The 18,516-nt window shown below is 59.1% G+C and carries 15 protein-coding genes and 2 pseudogenes; 11 read left to right on the forward strand and 6 right to left on the reverse strand.

Translation table 11 applies throughout. The annotated features are described in order from the left end of the window. Positions 1–18: 18 nt before the first annotated feature. Positions 19–1,047: an ABC transporter substrate-binding protein gene (locus EV281_RS17125; RefSeq protein ID WP_132654432.1), complete on the reverse strand. Its 1,029-nt coding sequence runs from the start codon at positions 1,045–1,047 to the stop codon at positions 19–21. A 429-nt stretch (positions 1,048–1,476) separates the two neighbouring features. On the opposite strand from EV281_RS17125, the gene EV281_RS17130 reads away from it, so the two are divergent. After that, positions 1,477–3,045: a diguanylate cyclase gene (locus tag EV281_RS17130; RefSeq protein ID WP_245508294.1), complete on the forward strand. Its 1,569-nt coding sequence runs from the start codon at positions 1,477–1,479 to the stop codon at positions 3,043–3,045. Positions 3,046–3,053: 8 nt separating this feature from the next. On the opposite strand, the gene EV281_RS17135 is transcribed toward EV281_RS17130, so the two are convergent. Further along, positions 3,054–3,923 carry a LysR substrate-binding domain-containing protein gene (locus EV281_RS17135; protein WP_132654434.1) on the reverse strand — a complete coding sequence of 290 codons (870 nt, stop codon included), beginning with the start codon at positions 3,921–3,923 and terminating at the stop codon, positions 3,054–3,056. Positions 3,924–4,083: 160 nt separating this feature from the next. Here EV281_RS17135 and EV281_RS17140 point away from each other — a divergent pair, with 160 nt between their 5' ends. After that, positions 4,084–4,923 carry a DUF1989 domain-containing protein gene (locus EV281_RS17140; RefSeq protein ID WP_245508295.1) on the forward strand — a complete coding sequence of 280 codons (840 nt, stop codon included), beginning with the start codon at positions 4,084–4,086 and terminating at the stop codon, positions 4,921–4,923. A gap of 35 nt (positions 4,924–4,958) precedes the next feature. Here EV281_RS17140 and EV281_RS17145 read toward each other — a convergent pair whose 3' ends face one another. Then, the gene (locus EV281_RS17145; RefSeq protein ID WP_132654438.1) at positions 4,959–6,224 is read right to left on the reverse strand and encodes a glycerate kinase; all 1,266 of its coding nucleotides are present in this window, start codon (positions 6,222–6,224) and stop codon (positions 4,959–4,961) included. A 172-nt stretch (positions 6,225–6,396) separates the two neighbouring features. Here EV281_RS17145 and EV281_RS17150 point away from each other — a divergent pair, with 172 nt between their 5' ends. Beyond that, a complete protein-coding gene (locus EV281_RS17150; protein ID WP_132654440.1) occupies positions 6,397–7,689 on the forward strand; it encodes an MFS transporter in 1,293 nt (430 codons plus the stop codon). Positions 7,690–7,843: 154 nt separating this feature from the next. On the opposite strand, the pseudogene EV281_RS17155 reads toward EV281_RS17150, so the two are convergent. Both EV281_RS17155 and EV281_RS17160 read right to left on the reverse strand, forming a co-directional pair. Beyond that, positions 7,844–8,522, reverse strand: a pseudogene (locus tag EV281_RS17155) (LacI family DNA-binding transcriptional regulator); the annotation flags it as partial. Between the two features lie 418 nt (positions 8,523–8,940). Next, on the reverse strand, positions 8,941–9,246 hold the full coding sequence (locus EV281_RS17160; RefSeq protein ID WP_132654442.1) for a hypothetical protein: 306 nt from the start codon (positions 9,244–9,246) through the stop codon (positions 8,941–8,943). A 965-nt stretch (positions 9,247–10,211) separates the two neighbouring features. Between EV281_RS17160 and ugpB the strand changes: the two genes are divergently transcribed. From ugpB to EV281_RS17195, 7 genes are all read left to right on the forward strand, one after another. Beyond that, a complete protein-coding gene (ugpB, locus tag EV281_RS17165) occupies positions 10,212–11,537 on the forward strand; it encodes a sn-glycerol-3-phosphate ABC transporter substrate-binding protein UgpB (RefSeq protein WP_132654444.1) in 1,326 nt (441 codons plus the stop codon). A gap of 64 nt (positions 11,538–11,601) precedes the next feature. Beyond that, on the forward strand, positions 11,602–12,486 hold the full coding sequence (gene ugpA, locus EV281_RS17170) for a sn-glycerol-3-phosphate ABC transporter permease UgpA (protein WP_132654445.1): 885 nt from the start codon (positions 11,602–11,604) through the stop codon (positions 12,484–12,486). A gap of 11 nt (positions 12,487–12,497) precedes the next feature. After that, complete coding sequence (gene ugpE / locus EV281_RS17175; protein ID WP_132654447.1) at positions 12,498–13,346, forward strand: sn-glycerol-3-phosphate ABC transporter permease UgpE; 849 nt, start codon at positions 12,498–12,500, stop codon at positions 13,344–13,346. Position 13,347: 1 nt separating this feature from the next. After that, complete coding sequence (locus tag EV281_RS17180; RefSeq protein WP_132654449.1) at positions 13,348–14,415, forward strand: sn-glycerol-3-phosphate import ATP-binding protein UgpC; 1,068 nt, start codon at positions 13,348–13,350, stop codon at positions 14,413–14,415. 61 nt (positions 14,416–14,476) lie between these two features. Beyond that, positions 14,477–15,211, forward strand: a complete 735-nt coding sequence (locus EV281_RS17185) for a glycerophosphodiester phosphodiesterase family protein (RefSeq protein WP_245508296.1) — start codon at positions 14,477–14,479, stop codon at positions 15,209–15,211. A 9-nt stretch (positions 15,212–15,220) separates the two neighbouring features. Beyond that, a complete protein-coding gene (locus EV281_RS17190; RefSeq protein WP_132654451.1) occupies positions 15,221–16,003 on the forward strand; it encodes a DeoR/GlpR family DNA-binding transcription regulator in 783 nt (260 codons plus the stop codon). Further along, entirely contained in the window at positions 16,003–16,800 is a 798-nt protein-coding gene (locus tag EV281_RS17195) for an HAD-IIB family hydrolase (RefSeq protein WP_132654453.1), read from the forward strand. Before EV281_RS17190 ends, EV281_RS17195 begins: the two co-directional genes overlap by 1 nt. Positions 16,801–16,906: 106 nt before the next feature. Here the strand turns inward: EV281_RS17195 and EV281_RS17200 are convergent. Beyond that, positions 16,907–17,386, reverse strand: a pseudogene (locus tag EV281_RS17200) (TOBE domain-containing protein); the annotation flags it as partial. Between the two features lie 87 nt (positions 17,387–17,473). On the opposite strand from EV281_RS17200, the gene EV281_RS17205 reads away from it, so the two are divergent. Beyond that, positions 17,474–18,511: a LacI family DNA-binding transcriptional regulator gene (locus EV281_RS17205; protein WP_132654457.1), complete on the forward strand. Its 1,038-nt coding sequence runs from the start codon at positions 17,474–17,476 to the stop codon at positions 18,509–18,511. Positions 18,512–18,516 lie beyond the last annotated feature (5 nt).

The raw sequence follows: 18,516 nt of genomic DNA on the forward strand, positions 1-18,516 counted from the left end.
GTTGGGACGGCACGCTGGTCACTGGCTCCTGCTCAGAGCGGATGCAGCGACTTTTTCGAAGCGGTTGTCGAAGATCTTTTCGACGTCGAACGGCTTGTAGCCGAGCTCTCCAGCCAGCAGGTTGATGGTGTCCTGGTGGCGCTTTTTCACGTCGGCCCAGCTATCGGGGATCACCTGCGTGCCGGCGAGCTCGACGAGAAATTCGGCATCCTCGCGGCTCAGGCCCTGCTGGCCGATATAATATTCCTTGATCCAGATGTCGGGATGCTGATCGATCCATTCGGTGGCGCGTGCCCAGAGGCGGACATATTGGGCGAGAGCGGCCGCTTTGGCAGGATCATCCAGCACCCATTGCGGTGCATAGAGATGCGACGGGTCGTCCCGCAGGCCATGTTCGATGAGGGTGGCGCCCTCCCGACCGTATTGAGCGATATAACGACGGATATAGACGCCGCCGAGGGGCGCGATATCGACCTGCTTGCTTGCCAGTGCCTTTGGATAGACATCGCCCGTGCTCGGCAGTTCGACGAGGGTGGCGTCCTTCTTCGTCAGTCCCGCGGCATGGAGCGCGCGAAGGACGAGGGTGCCCTGCGCCTGGCCGGGGCTGAAGGCGATGCGCTTGCCGCGGAAATCTGCCAGCGACTTGACGTCGACACCGGGTGCTATGCCAAAACGGTAGATCGGATTGGCAATCGGGTCCTTCCGTTCGCGATAGGCGATATTGCGGACCGGCAGATTGTTCCAGTTCGCGAAGATCGAGGGGATTTCGGCGACGGAGCCGACGTCGAGCGCGTGGGCGCGGAAGGCCTCCGAGGTTTGTGGGCCGCCGCTGAGATTGGCCCATTTGACCTCAAAGGTCAGTTCCTTAATGAGACCGGAAACCTCTAGAGCTTTCTGCGTGACCGGGTCACCGACTGTCAGAACCGTTTCCGGTGGCACCTTGTCGAGCAGTGGTGCGCTCGTTTCGGCCACCGCGTTGCCGAACATGCCGAGGGAGATGAGGCCGAGGCCAAGCACAGCCGTTCCCAATGTCTTTGCCAGTGTCATCGTCGATGTTTCCCGTTTATGGTTGCAATGGGCAGGGAGCGATGACAGAGAGGGTGTCTAATTTTCTATAGAATCTATAGACTATTTATTCCTTTCGTTCGCCGGTTCATGAAAAATCATACCAAGGGAAAAGACCAGATGGGTGCCGACGTCGCTTGCCGCAGACAGGTTTAGTTTCGGTACGGGCGAGAAGACGTGGTCTGAAGTTTCGATGAGATCGAGGTCAGAGCAGCGAAGCCGATACAATCCCCCAGCCTTTCGTAACATAAACCTACAACCGGACTTTCTCTTAACTTTCCAGAAACCCTGTCTTGCTTCGGAGAGTAGATGAAAACCTCCTTCGGTGCAGAATGGTTACATTCCTTTACGTTCCGCTGTTAAAGTCACGTCCGAAAGATCCGCTAACGCGGCTTTACGGTTGAGATAACGATGCTTGGTGCCGAGATCCTCGCATTCCTGCAGGCATGTCCGATGACGGTGCTCGTGCTCGACACTGCCGGCCGCATCATCTTTGTCAATGAAGCCGGGAAGCTTATCCATCTCGAAGACAGGCTTGTCGGCATGGATATCGCCCGATTTATGCCGGAATGGCCCTTGCTTTCGGGTGTCTCCACTGCCTTCGTCTGCGATCGCTTCGGTCATCGTCAACTATGCCGCGTGCGGGTGATGAACTGGCCGGTTGGTACGAAGGCGGCCACGGTGATTTTCCTCGAACCTGCCGATGCCGAGCGCCCGGCAGGCTATGCGGCGCGCGAGGCCAATTTGCGCCTGCGTTATGTCATCGAGATGTTGCCGGAGGCGGTCTGCGTTTTCGACGCGAGTGACCGCTATGTGCTCTGGAACCAGAAATATGCCGAGCTTTATGCTGACATTGCGGAGCACCTTAGGCCCGGTATTGCCTTTGAAGAAATTTTGAGGATCAGTCTTGCCGGCGGCGAGATGCGCGAACTTGTCGAGGACAAGGAAGCCTGGTTCAGAGAGCGCATGAAGAAATTCCATCAGCCTGTTGCGCAAGAGGAGCAGCAGTTGCGGGATGGCCGGTGGCTGCGCCACGACGACCGGCGCACGCCCGACGGCGGCGCGATCGGCATGCGTATCGATATTACCGACCTCAAGCAGCGGGAGGACTGGCTCCGCCAATTGTTCGATGCCAATCCAATGCCCATGCTTCTATGCGATGGCAACAGCCTCGCCATTCTTCAGGCCAACAAGGCAGCCGTTGATTTCTACGGCTTCCAGCGTTCGGACCTTCTGTCGAAGCGGGCGTGCGACATGCATGCTGAAGGCGAAGTCCACGCTTTCGAGAAGGCTTTGCTCGACCTGGAAGGTCACTGCGATGCGCGAACGATCTGGCGTCAGACGACGCGTGAGGGATTGGAGCGCCATGTGCTGATCTATGTCCGGCTGCTTTACGAGGGCTCCGAGCGCCGGTTGCTGCTCACCGTGGCCGATGTCAGCGACAGAATTCTTGCAGAGGCCGAAGCCAATCGCTTGGCGCATCATGATGTTCTCACGGGCTTGCCGAATAGAATGCAGTTCTACAAGGCGCTCGCAGGTGCGCTTGTGTCGGGGCAGCGGGAAAAGGTCGTCATCTGCTATCTGGATCTGGATGGGTTCAAGCCCGTCAACGACACGTTTGGCCATGCGGCCGGCGATGAAGTGCTAAAGAGTGTCGCCAAGCGGCTGCAGATACAGGCACGAGAGCATCTGGTTGCCCGCCTCGGCGGCGATGAATTTGCAATCCTGATGACCGGCGAGAGAGCCGAGTCGGTTGACCTGGCCGAACGCTGTATCGCCTCCTTCGAGGAGCCTTTCGCCATCAACGGTCTTGCCATCCGGCTTGGAGTGAGCATCGGCATTGCCGCCGCCGACGGGTCCGATGGCGAAGCGCTCATGCAGGAGGCGGACCGGGCGCTCTATCGCGCCAAGGCCGATGGTCGCAACACTTGGCAGATGATGTCGGAGGATGGGCCTGTTCTCAAACGGGCCAAAGCCTGACCGGGCGGTCAGCCATTGTCCTGTCTTGTCACCAGCAACCAATCACGCAGGATTCCTGCCTCGCGTGAGAGCCCCTTCGCCTCGATCAGCCAGTAGGCCTTGTCCATATCGGACGCCCTTTCGAAGAGGGAAACGAGGGTGCCCGCGGCGATCTCTTCTGCGATCAACGCAGTCGGGCAAAGGCCGATACCCTGACCGCTGATCAACGAACCGATCATGAGATTGAAATCGGCAAAGACAGGCCCGGCTTTCGGTGCGGAATGAATGCCCGCGCTTGACAACCAGCGCGCCCAGGCGTCGGTCGTCTCGTCATGCAGGAGTTCGCAGGCAAGCAGGTCGACCGGCGCGTGAAACGGACCGCGCTGAGCGAGAAATCCCGCCGAGCAGGTGGGTCTGGTCTCGGCATTCAGGAGCTTGATCGCGCCGGCACTCGGCCGGGGGCCGTGGCAGATCAGGAGGTCGGCGCCTGCCGCCTCCGGTGTCCTGGCATCGAGCGCATAGACAATATTGATCCGGATTTCGGGATAGGCCGCTCTCAACCGAGGCAATTGCGGAATGAGCCAGCGCACCGCCATGGAAGGAATACAGGCAACACTGACCGGCCGACTGTTTGCCTCCAGCCGCAATTGCCCAGCGGCGACTTCGATGTGGGCTAGCGCATGCGTGGCCGCTGCGCCGAATTCCCTGCCGGCAGCCGTCAGTGTCACGCCGCGGCTATGGCGCAAAAACAGGGGAACGCGAAGCCAGTTCTCCATCGCTCTCACATGTTGGCTGATGCCGGCGGATTTCAAATTCAACTCGTCCGCCGCCCTGACGAAACTTTCGTGGCGCGCGGCGGCTTCGAAAGCCCGCAACGATGCGAGGGGGAAATTTCTCATATGGTATGACTAAGTAAAACTTGCTCAAAGGGCAAGGATCATCTCGGTTGCCCAAAGGCGTAGCCTCGTTAAGAGTGATCGCAACTTATCGTGGGGCGCGGCGGCATGCCGCGTGCCGATTGCCAGTAAAACGGAAATCAGGATGCCGAAGCAGTCGAAAATGCCAGTTCCTTCTGACGCAGCCGAGCGACGCTCGGCACCGCCCGTCGTCGTCTATCCCGTCGAGACACTGCCGTCGGCCGATCTCAGTCTTCTTGAGACAGCCCGCCAAACATTGACGAAGGTCGGTGAAACGATCGTGCCGCCGCGCGAAGCAGGCAGCTTCCATGTTCCGCAGGGGCATTTTTTTCGAATCGTCAGCGTGGACGGCCCGCAGGTCGGCGACCTCAATCTGTGGAACGCCGCGGATCTCACCGAACGGTTTTTCAGCGGCAAGACGAGGGCACTGCATGCCACGCATGTCGGTGTCGGTGATCGTCTCTGGAGCACGCTGCCATACCTGCGCCCCATGGCGACCATCACCTATGACAGCCTCGGCTGGTACGGCTGGGACGATGATGGCGCCGGCGTTCATGATGTTATCGGCACCCGTTGCGATCCCTATACCAACCGGTTGCTGAAGGGCGACAACTACCATCACTGCTGCCATTCGAACCTGACCCGAGCGCTTGCCGCCGACAGGAGCATGCCGCTTGAGCAGGCAGAGATGCATGTGCATGATGTGCTCAACGTTTTCATGTGCACCGGCTTCACCAAGGATACACACCGATATTTCATGAAGGCCAGTCCCGTTCGGCCAGGAGATTTCATCGAATTCTTTGCAGAGATCGATCTTATCGGCGCCTTATCGGCCTGCCCGGGTGGCGATTGCGGTGCAGGCCATTCCAGCGATGCAGCTGCCTGCCATCCGCTGAAGGTCGAAATCTGGAAGGCCGATCCGGCGACGCTCGCCGACTGGACGCCGCCAAAGCCAAATCCCTACCCGAGAACGCACCGGTAAAGCGGTAAGCCGCGGGGACTTTCGGAGGCGAGCGGTCAGACGATCAGGATTGCCCTGAAGTCGTTGACATTGGTGCCTGTCGGGCCAGTTTCGAACAGGTCGCCGATGGCCTTGAAGCCGGAATAGCTGTCATTGGTGTCGAGCAGGTGGCGCGGGCCGAAGCCGGCTGCGCGCAGCCGCTTGACCGTGCCACCATCGGCAAAGGCACCGGCATTCTTCTCCGAACCGTCGATCCCATCGGTATCGGCCGCAAGCACGTGAACGCCGTCATAGCCGTCGATCGCCAGCGCCAAAGCGAGCGCGAACTCGCCGTTGCGTCCGCCCTTGCCGCCCTTGGCGCGTAAGGTCACCGTCGTCTCACCGCCGGAGAGGATGACAACCGGCTTGCTGAACGGCCGGTCGCGTCCGGCGACTTCTCGGGCAATCGCCGCATGCACCAGCGCCACGTCGCGTGATTCCCCTTCGACGGAATCCGACAGAATCGCCGGCGCAATGCCTTGCGCGCGGGCGAGCGCGGCTGCGGCTTCGAGCGATACGCCGGCCGAAGCGATGATATGATGTTCGTGACGGACAAAGACCGGATCGTCCGGCCGCGGCGCATCGGCTTTCGAGGAGTTCAGATGATCAATGGCTGACTGCGGGAGCTTGAGACTGTATTGCTGTATGATCTGAAGCGCGTCATGCCGGGTCGAGTTGTCGGGGACGGTCGGCCCTGAGGCGACATGGGCGGGGTTGTCTCCGGGAATATCGGAGACGATCAGGCTGACGACCCGGGCTTTGGTCGCGGCGGCAAGCCGGCCGCCCTTGATGGTGGAAAGATGCTTACGCACGACGTTCATGGCCGAGATCGGCGCGCCGGAGGCGAGCAGCAGCTCGTTGAGCAGGATCTCGTCCTGCAACGTCAGGCCTTCGGGCGGAGAGGGCAGCAGTGCTGAGCCGCCGCCGCAGATCAGGGCGATGACGAGATCGTTTTCGCTCAGTCCGGCAACGGCTTCCGTCAGCCGCCTGGAGGCGGCGAGGCCGGCTGCATCCGGAACGGGGTGGGCGGCTTCGATGATCTCGATGTGTTTTGTTTCGCAACCATAGCCATAGCGGGTGGCGACCACGCCTTCGAGTGGCCCATTCCACACGCTTTCCAGCGCACGCGCCATCTGCGCAGCACCCTTGCCGGCGCCGATCACCACCGTCTTGCCCTTTGGTTTTTTCGGCAGATGCGCGGTGATGCCGGTCAGCGGATCGGCGGCGCGCACGGCTGTCGAAAACAGGCTCGTCAGGAAATCGCGGGGGGAGGACAGGGGCATGATGATCTCTCTGGAGACACGGGCAGGAGGATGGCTTCCGCTCTCATACGCTTGACTGTCGACATATCGCTTGTCAATGCAGCGACAACACCTCTCCGTTCGGTGCGATTGATAATCGTCCCTATGCGGCTATCTATCAAAGGGAAAATCAACAATCATTTGGAGAATTTGCATGGTCAACGAACAGCAGTTGATCTCGAAAATTACCTGGCGGCTCATGCCATTCCTCGGAATCCTTTACCTCATTGCTTATATCGATCGTCAGAACGTCAGTTTCGCCAAGCTGCAAATGGTCGACGCTCTCGGTATGAGCGAATATGCCTATGGGCTTGGCGCCTCTCTCTTTTTCATCGGCTATTTCCTTTTTGAAGTGCCGAGCAACCTGTTTCTTGAAAAGTTCGGCGCGCGTGTCTGGTTCGCGCGTATTCTGGTCTCCTGGGGCATCGTCACCATCCTGCTTTCCTATACGCAGAACGCGCCGATGTTCTATATCCTGCGCTTCCTGCTCGGCGTCTGCGAAGCAGGCTTCTTTCCGGGTGTCCTCTATCTCCTGACGCTCTGGTTCCCGTCGGACTATCGCGGCCGCATGGTGGGGCTCTTCATGATCTTCAGTGCGCTCGCCAACGCCGTCGGCGCTCCTGTTGGCGGCATGCTGCTCGATCTCGATGGTTTCCTTGGCCATGCCGGTTGGCAATGGGTCTTCCTGGCGACGGGTATTCCGGCTGTGATCGCCGGTGTCGTTACCTTCTTCTATCTCTGGGATCGGCCCGAGAATGCGAGCTTCCTCAGTGGTGAGGAGAAGAGCTGGTTAGCAGACCGGCTCGCATCAGAGAATTCCGGCATGGACCACAATGCCGAAAACGGCTTCAAGGCGCTGATCGACCCCCGTGTCCTGTTGATGGCGCTCTGCTACATCGCCTTTCCGCTGGCCGCCTATGGCCTCAGCTATTGGCTGCCGACCATCGTGAAGGCCTTCGGCGTCAGCAACACCGTGAACGGTTTCCTCAATATCATTCCGTGGATACTGGTGGCGATCGCCCTCTGGGCGGTGCCGGCTGCCGCCGACAAAGTGAAGGCGAAGACGCCTTATATCGTCATCCCGGCCTTCATCGGTGCGGCTTGCCTGCTGCTCTCGGCGCTCCTTCCCAATAACACGCTACAGTTCATCTTTCTCTGCATTGCTGCAGCCGGCATCTTCGCGCCGCAACCGGTCTTCTGGAGCCTGCCCTCCCGCTTCCTGAAAGGAGCGGGCGCCGCGGCAGGTCTCGCCGCCATCAATTCCGTCGGCAATCTTGGCGGCTTCATCGCCCAGAACGCCGTGCCATGGATCAAGGACGAAACCGGAAGCACGATTGCGCCGATGTTCTTCCTGGCGGTCTGCCTTGCCGCCGGCGCCCTGCTCGTATTTGCGGTTGCCATGATGATGGCGCGCAAACAGCGTGACGCCGTACCACGCGGCGCTTGAGGGTTTTAATGTCGAAAGCCCCGGCACGAACGGTGCCGGGTCTCTTTGCATGGGACGGGCTGCCGGGGAAGCGTATGGCGGCGCCTAGGAGGAAGCCTCTCCGACGTCCGGCGCACGGTTTTCGAAAACGGCGCGCGGCCCGCGGTCATGCGCTCTCGTAATCCGAATCCGCTCGGCGACCGAGTGAAGACCTCGGCGTCGAGTCCTTCGGCGATCGGCAAGAAAGCGCTTTCGCGCTCGATCATGCTCGGCGTGCCCGTGTTGGAGCCGGCGACCGCCAACCGGCGCGGTCCAGCCTCGAAAAACACTGTTGCCGCCTTGCGCGAGGCTTCCGAATTTCGGCACGCACATGATTGGCGTCCGGTTCGGAACAGCCGATGACGATGGCGGCTGACCGTTGCGCTGCGCGAGCTGGAAGGAACTTGCGGGCGGTCAGCCGGAGAAATGGCGATTGCTTCTGCGCGACGGCCGATCAGCATCTTCTGGGCGAGCAGTAGTTCGTCTTCGGTCTGGCCGGTATCGATGAGGATAGGGATGCTGCCACGCTGAATAAGTAATTTGGCAAGTGCTGCGGCGAGATGCGCACGAAAGCCGACTTCCGGCTGGTGGCAACCGACGAGGCGACTCTGGTTCGCAAGTACGCCGCGCGAGATCGTTGACGTGGTAGCCGAGCTCCTCGAAAGCGCGCAGCACTTTCTCGCGCGTTGCCGGCGCAACGCTTGCCCCGGGTGTGTACGCGAGACCGCCGAGCGGGAAACGCCGGCGAGTTGCGCCACCGGTTCGGCGCTCACGAAGCGCATGCGGTCTTTTTTCGTCGCCTTCGTGTCGTTCATTACGGGCCGTTGCTCATCGGCTTTCCCTACCACTGTATAGAGAAGCAATGGCAGTAAATCGACACCCGAGCACCGACGAAAGCGCTGGCTTTGAATTCCGCGGGATTTTCCGGAGGAACGAAAGGCATCGCTAAGGAGCCGGCGTGAGGACGCGGACCGTTGAAAAGAGGCTCCGCGAGCCGTTGACCAGCCAAGTATCGACATCGTTCTCGACGCGAATGACAGAGGAATAAAATCGCTCGCAAAGGCATCAGATTTCGCAGCGACGGACGGCGGCGCTCGTTGATCTCAGCTGTCGTGGAAAGTCGAGATTGCCGGATGCAATCTCGACAAAGGGGCAGAGTTCAGCGGCAGTGACGAATGATCGAGCCAGCGCCGCTACAAGACCTGGGTTAACCGGCCATGGGTCGGCGGATGGCTAGTCGCAGACCCGCACTGTTTCCGTATGATAGCCGCCATCGTAATGGTTCCGGACATCACGGTCCTCATACCAGCATCTCGGAGGCGGCGGGCCTGCATCATAATAACGAGGACCCTCGACATAACGCGGTCCGCTATTGGCGAGCGCACCACCGACCAGGCCGCCCACAACACCTGCGGCAACGCCGCCGGCAATGATGCGCCCCGTATTGTCGTGGTGATGATGGTCGCGCGCGGCAGCAGGCTGAATGGCTGCGCCCAGCAGGGCCGTCGCGATCAACAGACTGCTAATAATTTTCTTCATGGCATTCTCCATTTAGTCTCAAACGCCCCATGGAATATAAATGCGTGAGCACGGCGTTTGTTCGTTCAAATCGTGCGCCTTTTAAGGCAGACCCTCCGTCAGTATCGGCGCAACCCTCAAAATAACGCCCGATGGGACCAAGATCGCTGTTGGCGCCAAAGATGCGACCCCAGACGCCGGGCGGTGGTCCGTTGACGCCGCCCTCTGACGCACCTCCCCGTGCGCCAGGCCCGGAATATACTAAAGCACTGCGCGGCCCATCAGAAGCGATTGTCTCCGCGCCCATTCGTTGCGTTACCAGCGGCGCGATCAGCTGCACCGGTACCTCAGGCCGAATATTGGGAATCGGCGGAGGGGGCTGCCCAGCGGCGGACGTGTGCGGTGGAGGAATCGTATTCCGCCGGAACTAGTCGTCGTCGATGGCATTCGTCTGGCTGACGCCGCCGCGATCGTGTGAGAACGCCCCGATTTCTGCTCCGAGCGATTTTCATCATGCGCCATCACCTCAATCTGTCCAAACGCCGCATAGGACGACATCGGACCGAAATTCATTCCTGCTAAATGCGCAGTCCGCCGTCCAGCGGCAGGCAAGTCATATCTCCCAAAGCTCAATCAAGCACCTAGTAAGGCCCGCAGGGGACGGCAATGACACCGAGACGCCGTCGCAATGGCAACGGCGCGACAGTGGATACAGTAGTCCGAAATGTTCCCGCCGCCAATGTTCATTTGAACATTCCGGTCTTCGCTCTTTGGGCCGGCACCCTCCAGAGAGCTTCCCGTTTTCAGCCAGGGGGGATGTTGCTCCTTAATGCCAACATATTCCCCGCGTTTTGACGCTTCTTTTGCTCGAAGACGTGTCGAAGATGTTCATTTGAACATTTCCTTGTTGCAATAGGAAGGTCAGCTGGTAGGGTTGTGCGGCGTTCGGAGCGGGAGGCTCCAAACATCAACATTGGGAGTGAGAGATGAATAAGGCTGCTTATTATCTGTCTGCGGGCCTGCTCAGCCTGTCTTTGACTGTGCCAGCCATGGCGGCGACCAAGATACAATGGTGGCACGCGATGGGTGGCGAGAACGGCGCCAAGCTTGAGGAAATCGCCAAGAACTTCAACGCGTCGCAGACCGATTATGAGATCGTCCCCGTCTTCAAGGGAACCTATGACGAGACCCTTACCGGAGCCATTGCTGCTTTCCGCGCCAACCAGCAGCCGGCAATCGTTCAGGTCTACGAGGTGGGAACCGGAACGATGATGGCAGCGCAAGGCGCCATCTATCCCGTCTACGAACTCATGAAGGACGAAGGGGAAGCTTGGGACCAGAGCAAGTTCATCGCTCCCGTCGTAGGATATTATTCGGACACGAACGGAAATGTCCTGTCCTTGCCGTTCAATTCCTCGACCCCGATCATGTATTACAACAAGGATGTCTTCAAAAAAGCGGGACTTGATCCTCAAACGCCACCTAAGACCTGGGCCGATGTCGAGGCATTTTCGCGCAAGATCATGCAATCGGGCGCGGCCAAATGCGGGTTTACTAGCGCCTGGATCTCCTGGATCCAGACCGAGAACCTCAATGCACTGCATGACAAGCCCTATTCGACCAAGGCCAACGGTTTTGGTGGTCTCGACGCCGAATTCACCTTCAACAACGAGCTGACGGTTCGCCATTGGGGCAATCTGAAAAAATGGCAGGACGAAGGCCTGTTCAAGTTCGGCGGGCCTGGCGGCGGCGATAACGCCCCGCCGATGTTCTATTCGCAGGAATGCGCCATGTACATGAATTCGTCCGCAGGCCGGGCTGGTGTCGTGAACAATGCCAAGGGCTTCGAAGTCGGGTTTGCGCCTCTCCCATACTATAATGATGTCATCGAGCAGCCTTTGAACTCGATCATCGGCGGTGCCACGCTGTGGACGCTCAAGGGGCGGCCCGAGGAAGAATACAAGGGTGTCGCAAAGTTCTACAGCTATCTGCAAAAGCCCGAAGTCCAGGCCGACTGGCATCAGTTCTCCGGCTACCTGCCGATCACCGAAGCTGCTTACAAGCTCGGACAGGAGCAGGGCTATTACGACAAGAACCCCGGCGCTGATATCGGCATCAAGCAGCTGACGCGCGTAACCCCTACGGAAAATTCGAAGGGCATCCGCTTCGGAAACTACGTACAGGTCCGCGGCATCATCGACGATGAATTTGCCGCTCTTCTGTCGGGCAAGAAAACGGCCAAGGAAGCGCTCGATTCCGTCGTGGCACGCGGCAACGAACAGCTTCGCGACTTCCAGTCCTCCAATCAATAGTCCGCACCCAAGGGCCGGCTTTTGCGCCGGCCCTTTCCACAAACCCATCGGGACGTGAGGACTTATGCAAACCAAACGGACTGTCTTTCCAGGCAAGCTTTTGCCTTATCTGCTGATTGCCCCGCAGATCCTTGTGACCGTCGTCTTCTTTCTTTGGCCAGCCGCAACGGCGTTCTGGCAATCATTTCTGCGCCAGGACGCCTTCGGCTTCAAAACCAGCTTCGTGTGGTTTGACAACTACCGACGGCTGTTTGCCGATCCACTCTATCTCGACGCCTTCGGCCATACTCTGGTCTTTGCCGTTCTGGTCACAGCATTGTCGACATCGATCGCCCTGATCCTGGCAGCGGCGGCAACCCGCGTGCTGCGCACCTCACGGGTCTATTCGACCCTGCTGATCTGGCCTTATGCCGTGGCGCCCGCGATCGCGGGCATTCTGTGGTGGTTCATGTTCAATCCATCGATCGGCATCATTGCCTACCTGTTGCGATCGATGGGCGTCAATTGGAACCATCTGATCAATCCGAACGATGCGATGGTGCTCATCGTCATCGCCGCGACCTGGAAGCAGATTTCCTACAATTTCCTGTTTTTTCTGGCCGCGCTTCAGTCCGTACCGCAATCGCTGCAGGAGGCGGGAGCTATTGACGGAGCGGGTCCCCTCAAACGCTTCTGGACGATCGTCTTGCCGCTGATCTCGCCGACGACCTTCTATCTCGTCGTCATCAACATCGTCTACGCGATGTTCGATACTTTCGGCATTATCCATGCAACGACGCAAGGCGGTCCCGCACGGGCGACCGAAATCCTCGTCTACAAGGTCTATTTTGACGGGTTCATCGGCCTCAATCTCGGTTCTTCGGCCGCCCAATCCGTGATCCTGATGCTGATCGTCGTCGCGCTGACGGCCATCCAGTTCCGATTCATCGAGCGGCGCGTTCAGTATTGAGGGTCACGGCAATGGTCGAAAATCGTCCTTTTCTTACTTTCCTTGCCCATCTGGTTCTAATTGTCGGCGTCGTTGTCGTAGTCTTCCCAGTCTATGTCGCCTTCATCGCATCGACCCATGGGTCCAATGACTTTCTCTCTGGTGTCGTGCCGCTCACGCCGAGCTCGCACCTGATCGAAAACTATTCCACGATGCTGAGCGCCGGCATGACGAATGCGGGCGCGCCGCCCATCGGCCCGATGATGCTGAACTCCTTGGTCATGGCAGTCGGTGTCGCAGTCGGCAAGATCGCCATTTCGATCCTGTCGGCATTCGCGATCGTCTATTTCAGATTTCCGTTCAGGAATCTGGCGTTCTGGATGATCTTCATCACTCTGATGCTGCCGGTCGAGGTTCGGATCGTCCCGACCTACAAGGTTGTGGCGGATCTCGGCATGCTCAACAATTACGGCGGCCTTATCGTCCCGTTGATTGCGTCGGCCACGGCGACATTCCTGTTCCGTCAGTTCTTCCTTACCGTACCCGACGAACTGATGGAGGCGGCTCGCGTCGATGGCGCGGGTCCGATGAAATTCTTCTGGGACATCCTCCTGCCGCTATCGGTTACCAACATCGCCGCGCTCTTCATCATCCTCTTCGTGCTCGGCTGGAACCAGTATCTCTGGCCGTTGATCGTCACCACCGATCAGAGTCTCTATACCGTGGTGATGGGAATTCAGCGCATGGCGGCCGTCGCTGATGCAGAGCCACGCTGGAACCTCGTCATGTCGGCCGTCATTCTGGCGGCTCTTCCCCCTGTCCTCGTCATCGTCGCCATGCAGCGCCTTTTCGTTAAGGGCTTGGTCGAAACGGAGAAATGAAATGGCAACGATCAATATAATCGACATCAAGAAGAGCTATGGTTCGGTCCCTGCGGTCAAAGGCATCAATCTTTCGGTCGCAGATGGCGAATTCATCGTTTTGGTTGGGCCGTCGGGCTGTGGAAAATCGACCCTGTTGAGAATGATTGCGGGGCTGGAAACAGTCAGCGGCGGTGAGATCCAGATCGGCGGACGCAACGTCAACAGGGCAGAGCCTGCCGAACGGGATATTGCCATGGTGTTTCAGAATTATGCGCTCTATCCGCATATGAGCGTGCGCAAGAATCTGGAATACGGCCTGAAGAACCGCGGCACGCCACGGGCGGAAATCGATCGCCGGATCGCAGAGGTCGCCGATATCCTGGAGATCGGCCCGATGCTCGAGCGCAAGCCGCGCCAACTGTCTGGCGGTCAGCGCCAGCGCGTCGCCATGGGACGGGCCATCGTCCGCGAGCCGGCCGCCTTCCTCTTCGACGAGCCGCTGTCCAACCTCGATGCCAAGCTGAGGGTGCAGATGCGGGTGGAAATTCGCCGCCTGCAACGCCGACTGAAGACGACCAGCATCTATGTCACCCACGACCAGCTCGAGGCGATGACTTTGGCAGATCGCCTCGTGGTGATGAACGGCGGCCTTGTCGAGCAGGTAGGAACACCTGTTGATGTGTACGACCGTCCTGCCAGCCTTTTTGTCGCGAGCTTCATCGGCTCGCCACCAATGAACATCCTGCCGCTCGACCTCCTCATGCAAGCCGACGATGGTGGATTGCTGAAGCTGCCGGCCGGAACGGACACGATCGGCATCCGACCCGACGACATCTTAACAGAGAAGCCGAGTGAGCCTTCAATCCGCCTCGGTGCGACGGTGGAGCTGCTGGAGCCGATCGGTGGCGAAAGTCATTTGCACATCCGCTTGGGTGATAGTAATCAGACGGCCGTTCTGACGGTGCCTGGACGACCAGACCTCAGCGAAGCCGCCAGGATCCCCGTCTATATTCGCGCTTCAGCTCTTCATCTTTTCGATCGCCAGACAGGCAAACGAACAGATAAGTCCCCACACGTCGCAGCATAGTAAACAACGTCAACGATACCGATCTTCATTTTGAAAAGTGGACATGATGACAGAGCACCGAATGGCTACGGGCCCAGCAAGAAACGAGATCCAGGCGCATCGCGGCGCATCTGCCGTCGCACCCGAAAACACCATCGCCGGATTCAAGGCAGCTGCTGAACAGGGCGCCCAATGGGTTGAACTGGACGTGGCGCTTCTAGGCGATGGAACCGCCGTCGTCATTCACGACGTGACCGTGGACCGCTGTACCTCTTCGAAGGGGCACCTCAAGGACATGACTGCCGCCGATCTCTCGGGGATCGATGCAGGCTCGTGGTTCGGAGAGGCGTTCAAGGGCGAGAGGATCCCGCTGCTTGCCGATGTCGTGCCGGAGTTGGGGCGCCTCGGTCTTAACATCAACGTAGAGATCAAGCAGCATCCGCATCAGACATCGCTCGAGCACCTGACCAGGACAGTCCACGAGCACCTGCAAAACCGCGCAGCTCAAACACAGGTGATGATCTCCAGCTTCGATCCGGACGCATTGAGGGCGATGCATGCACTGGACGCGAGCTATGATCTCGCGATGCTTTGGAGCAAGCTGCCCGAGGATTGGGCGGACCGCCTTGCAGCCGTGCCGGCACGGACGATCCATCTCCTCTACAAATCGCTGAGCATCGGCTTCCTGGAAGATGCAGCCAGTCGTGGCATCAAAGTGCGTGCGTGGACCTGCAATGATCCCCGTCTGTTGACATCCTTCTGGTCGGCTGGACTGACTGGCGTGATAACCGACGATCCGAGCCTTTTTCTGAAGTAGGAACGGCCGATGGCGCAGCGCACGATCTCGGCGCGACAGCGTGAAATCCTGACGCTGATCGAAAATGAAGGAACCCAGTTCATCGAGGAGCTCGCGCGCCGTTACGACCTGACGACGCAGACAATCCGCCGCGATATCAACACCTTGTGCGACCTTGGTTTCGCACGGCGATTTCATGGCGGAGTGGATCTTCCCGTCGAGGGTAGCAACATCTCGCTCAATGCGCGCGCCCAACTCAATAAGCGGGCCAAGCGCTCGATTGCCAGGCGCCTGGCGAGCGATATCGGCCCCGATGCAACGGTTTTTCTCGGGATCGGCAGCACGGTCCAGTTTGTGGCCGAGGCGCTTCGCGACCACAAGGGCCTCACGGTGGTGACCAACAATATCCATGTCGCGCTGACCCTTTGCGATGCGCCGAGTGTGGAAGTGCATCTGACGGGAGGGCTGCTGCGCCACGACGACCGCGACGTGGTCGGGGCCGATGTCGTCAAGTTCGTCGAGAAGTTCTACGCCAATTACGCGGTCTTTGGCGCCGGTGCGCTGAGCGCAGCCAACGGGATCATGGATTTCAGCTACGGCGAGGCGCAGATCACCAATGCGCTGATCGAGAATTCGCAAACGCGTTTTCTCGTTGCTGACGTCAGTAAATGGGAGCGAACGGCAGCTGTTCGCGTCGCTCCGTTCAAGCAACTCAACCGCTTCTACACCGACCGCCTGCCAAGCGATGTGCAGAGCCGGCAAGCACTTGCCGCAAGCGGCGTCGAAATCGTCACGAGCGACGAGGAAAATTGATGACTTTTGTTGATCGAGCGCCATCTGCAGACGAACTAAGGGGCGTCCGCTTTCTCTTTACTGATATTGACGACACGCTCACAACCGAAGGGCAGTTGTTGCCTGAGACTTATCAGGTGCTTTGGGATCTGAACGATGCCGGCATTGCCGTCATTCCCGTCACGGGCGGTTCGGCGGGCTGGTGCGAGCACATTGTCCGCGCCTGGCCCGTCAGGGCCGTCGTCGGCGAAAGCGGCGCCTACGCCGTGTTCCGCCGCGGACGCAATGTGGTCTTCGACTATTGGGAGGGGCAGGCAACCCAAAGCGAGCGGCAACGGCGTCATCTCGAAACTGTGGTCGACATTATTGCACGGGAGGGCCTGCCGTTTGAGATTGCGCACGATCAAGCCTTTCGGCTGGCGGACGTCGCCGTCGATATCGTTGGCCACCCTGCGGCGGAGGTTGACCGTCTCGCGGGGTCGCTGCGCGCCCGTGGGGCAACGGTTGCCGTCAGCTCGGTTCACATCAACACGTGGATTGGCAACTACGACAAGCGCGCAATGAGTGAACGTGTCCTCATCCATGAGTTCGGCGTGAGTCCGGACGACGTTGCGCGGGTGACGGCCTTTGTCGGCGATTCCCGCAACGATGCACCGATGTTCGGCTACATCGGCAACTCTTTCGGCGTGAACAATGTCCTGTCGGTATTGCCGCAGCTACCCCATGCCCCTCGATGGATTTCGAACCGTCCGGCGGGTCTCGGTTTTGCGGATATCGGGGCAACCATTCTCGCTGCCGCCAGACATACAAAAGCCTGAAGCCGGTATAATCCCAAGATCTGGGCATGGGAGGCAGCCGTCGCTGGTCGATCAGGCGGCCCTCCGGCCCCTGCGATGACATGCGCCTTTGTCGCGCCAGCAGTCGTCAGCTAGTTACGATCGCCAGGCCGCGGTCCTTGAACCCGATCTCGACTTCGGCTGCCATTGCAAGGGGCTTTTCGACTTCGGGATAGACGACGAAGAGCGTGCCGTTCTTCGTCTTGACTTCATATTCGACGTGATCACCGAGATAAGCAGCGTGGGTGACCTCGCCGCTGAATGCGCCGCCATTTTTCGGCGAAAGCGTGATGGCGTTCGGTCGAACTGCGAGCTTGGCCGGTCCGGGGCGGACATTGCGGCCCGTCAGCCGATGGATAAGGCCCTCGACCTTGATCGTGGCCTTGCAGCGGTCGACATCGACGACGTTGCACGACACCACGTTGGCCTCACCCATGAAGTCTGCGATGAAGGCCGACGCCGGTTCGTCATAGCGGGTGCGCGGAGCACCCTTCTGGGCGATTTCGCCGTCCTTCATGACGATGATCTCGTCGGAGACGGCCAGTGACCAGCGAGCATGCGCAACGTGGTCGTCTTGCCTCTCTTGACAGTTCATGTCCCTCGGTGGAAAGTAAGTAAACCGCTTTACTAAAGCGTTTTACAAGAGGCGGCCTCAATGGCGCAGGAACGAACTGCAGGGCTAAAAGATGTTGCGAAAGCCGCCGGCGTTTCGGTGACGACCGTCTCGCGCATGCTGAACGGCTCACTGGATCTGCCAGCTCTTACCAAGCAGCGCATCGAAAACGCCATTGCCTCGCTCAAATACCAACCGAATCCGCACGCCCGGCGTCTGAGCCGCGGTCGTTCCGACACGATCGGCCTCGTTGTCCCCGATATCGCCAATCCGTTCTTTGCAACCATGGTGGCCGCAGTCGAGGAAGAGGCAAATGACAGAGGTCTTGCCGTTTCGCTCTATGCCACGCTCAACAGAACGGGTCGCGAAGTCGCCTATCTAAGGCTGATCGAGCACAATCATGTCGACGGACTTGTCTTCGTCACCAATCACCCCGACAACGGCGATCTGGCGGCGCTCATCAACCGGACCGGAAAGGTCATCGTCGTCGACGAAGACGTTCCCCTTGCCGCCGTTCCCAAGCTCTTCTGCGACAATTTTCAAGGCGGCCATCTAGCGGGTCGTCATCTGGCCGATTTTGGCCATCGCCACGTACTCTATGTCGGCGGTCCCGATGCTATGATCAGTACTCAACGGCGTTTTAAAGGATTGCGTGAAGGGCTTCGGGAGCGATTCGGAGATAGTATATCGATAAGGCGTTACAGCGGCGAATATACGATCGACTGCGGGCGCGATATGGCGCGCCGGTTCCTGGACGAAGGCATGCCGGCGACGGCGATCTTTGCCAGCTCCGATGAAATCGCAATCGGCATGATCGAAGTCCTGCGGGAAAGAGGTATTTCTATCCCTGAGGACCTGTCGCTCATCGGCTTTGACGACGTCAGCCCGCTGCATCTCTTCGCGCCTCCTTTGACCGCGATCAGGCAGCCCGTGCGCGCCATCGGCCGTCGTGCCCTGTCCCTTCTTCTCGAGACAAACTGGCAAGAGAGCAAATCGCTCGCCATCGAGGAACTCGTGCCAGTCGAAATCGTCGTGCGGAACTCCGTTGCGCCGCCGTCGACCCATAATAAGCAACGATAACGAAA

Origin of the sequence: Rhizobium sp. BK418 (assembly GCF_004341105.1) — a bacterium.
Taxonomy (GTDB): Bacteria; Pseudomonadota; Alphaproteobacteria; order Rhizobiales; family Rhizobiaceae; genus Rhizobium.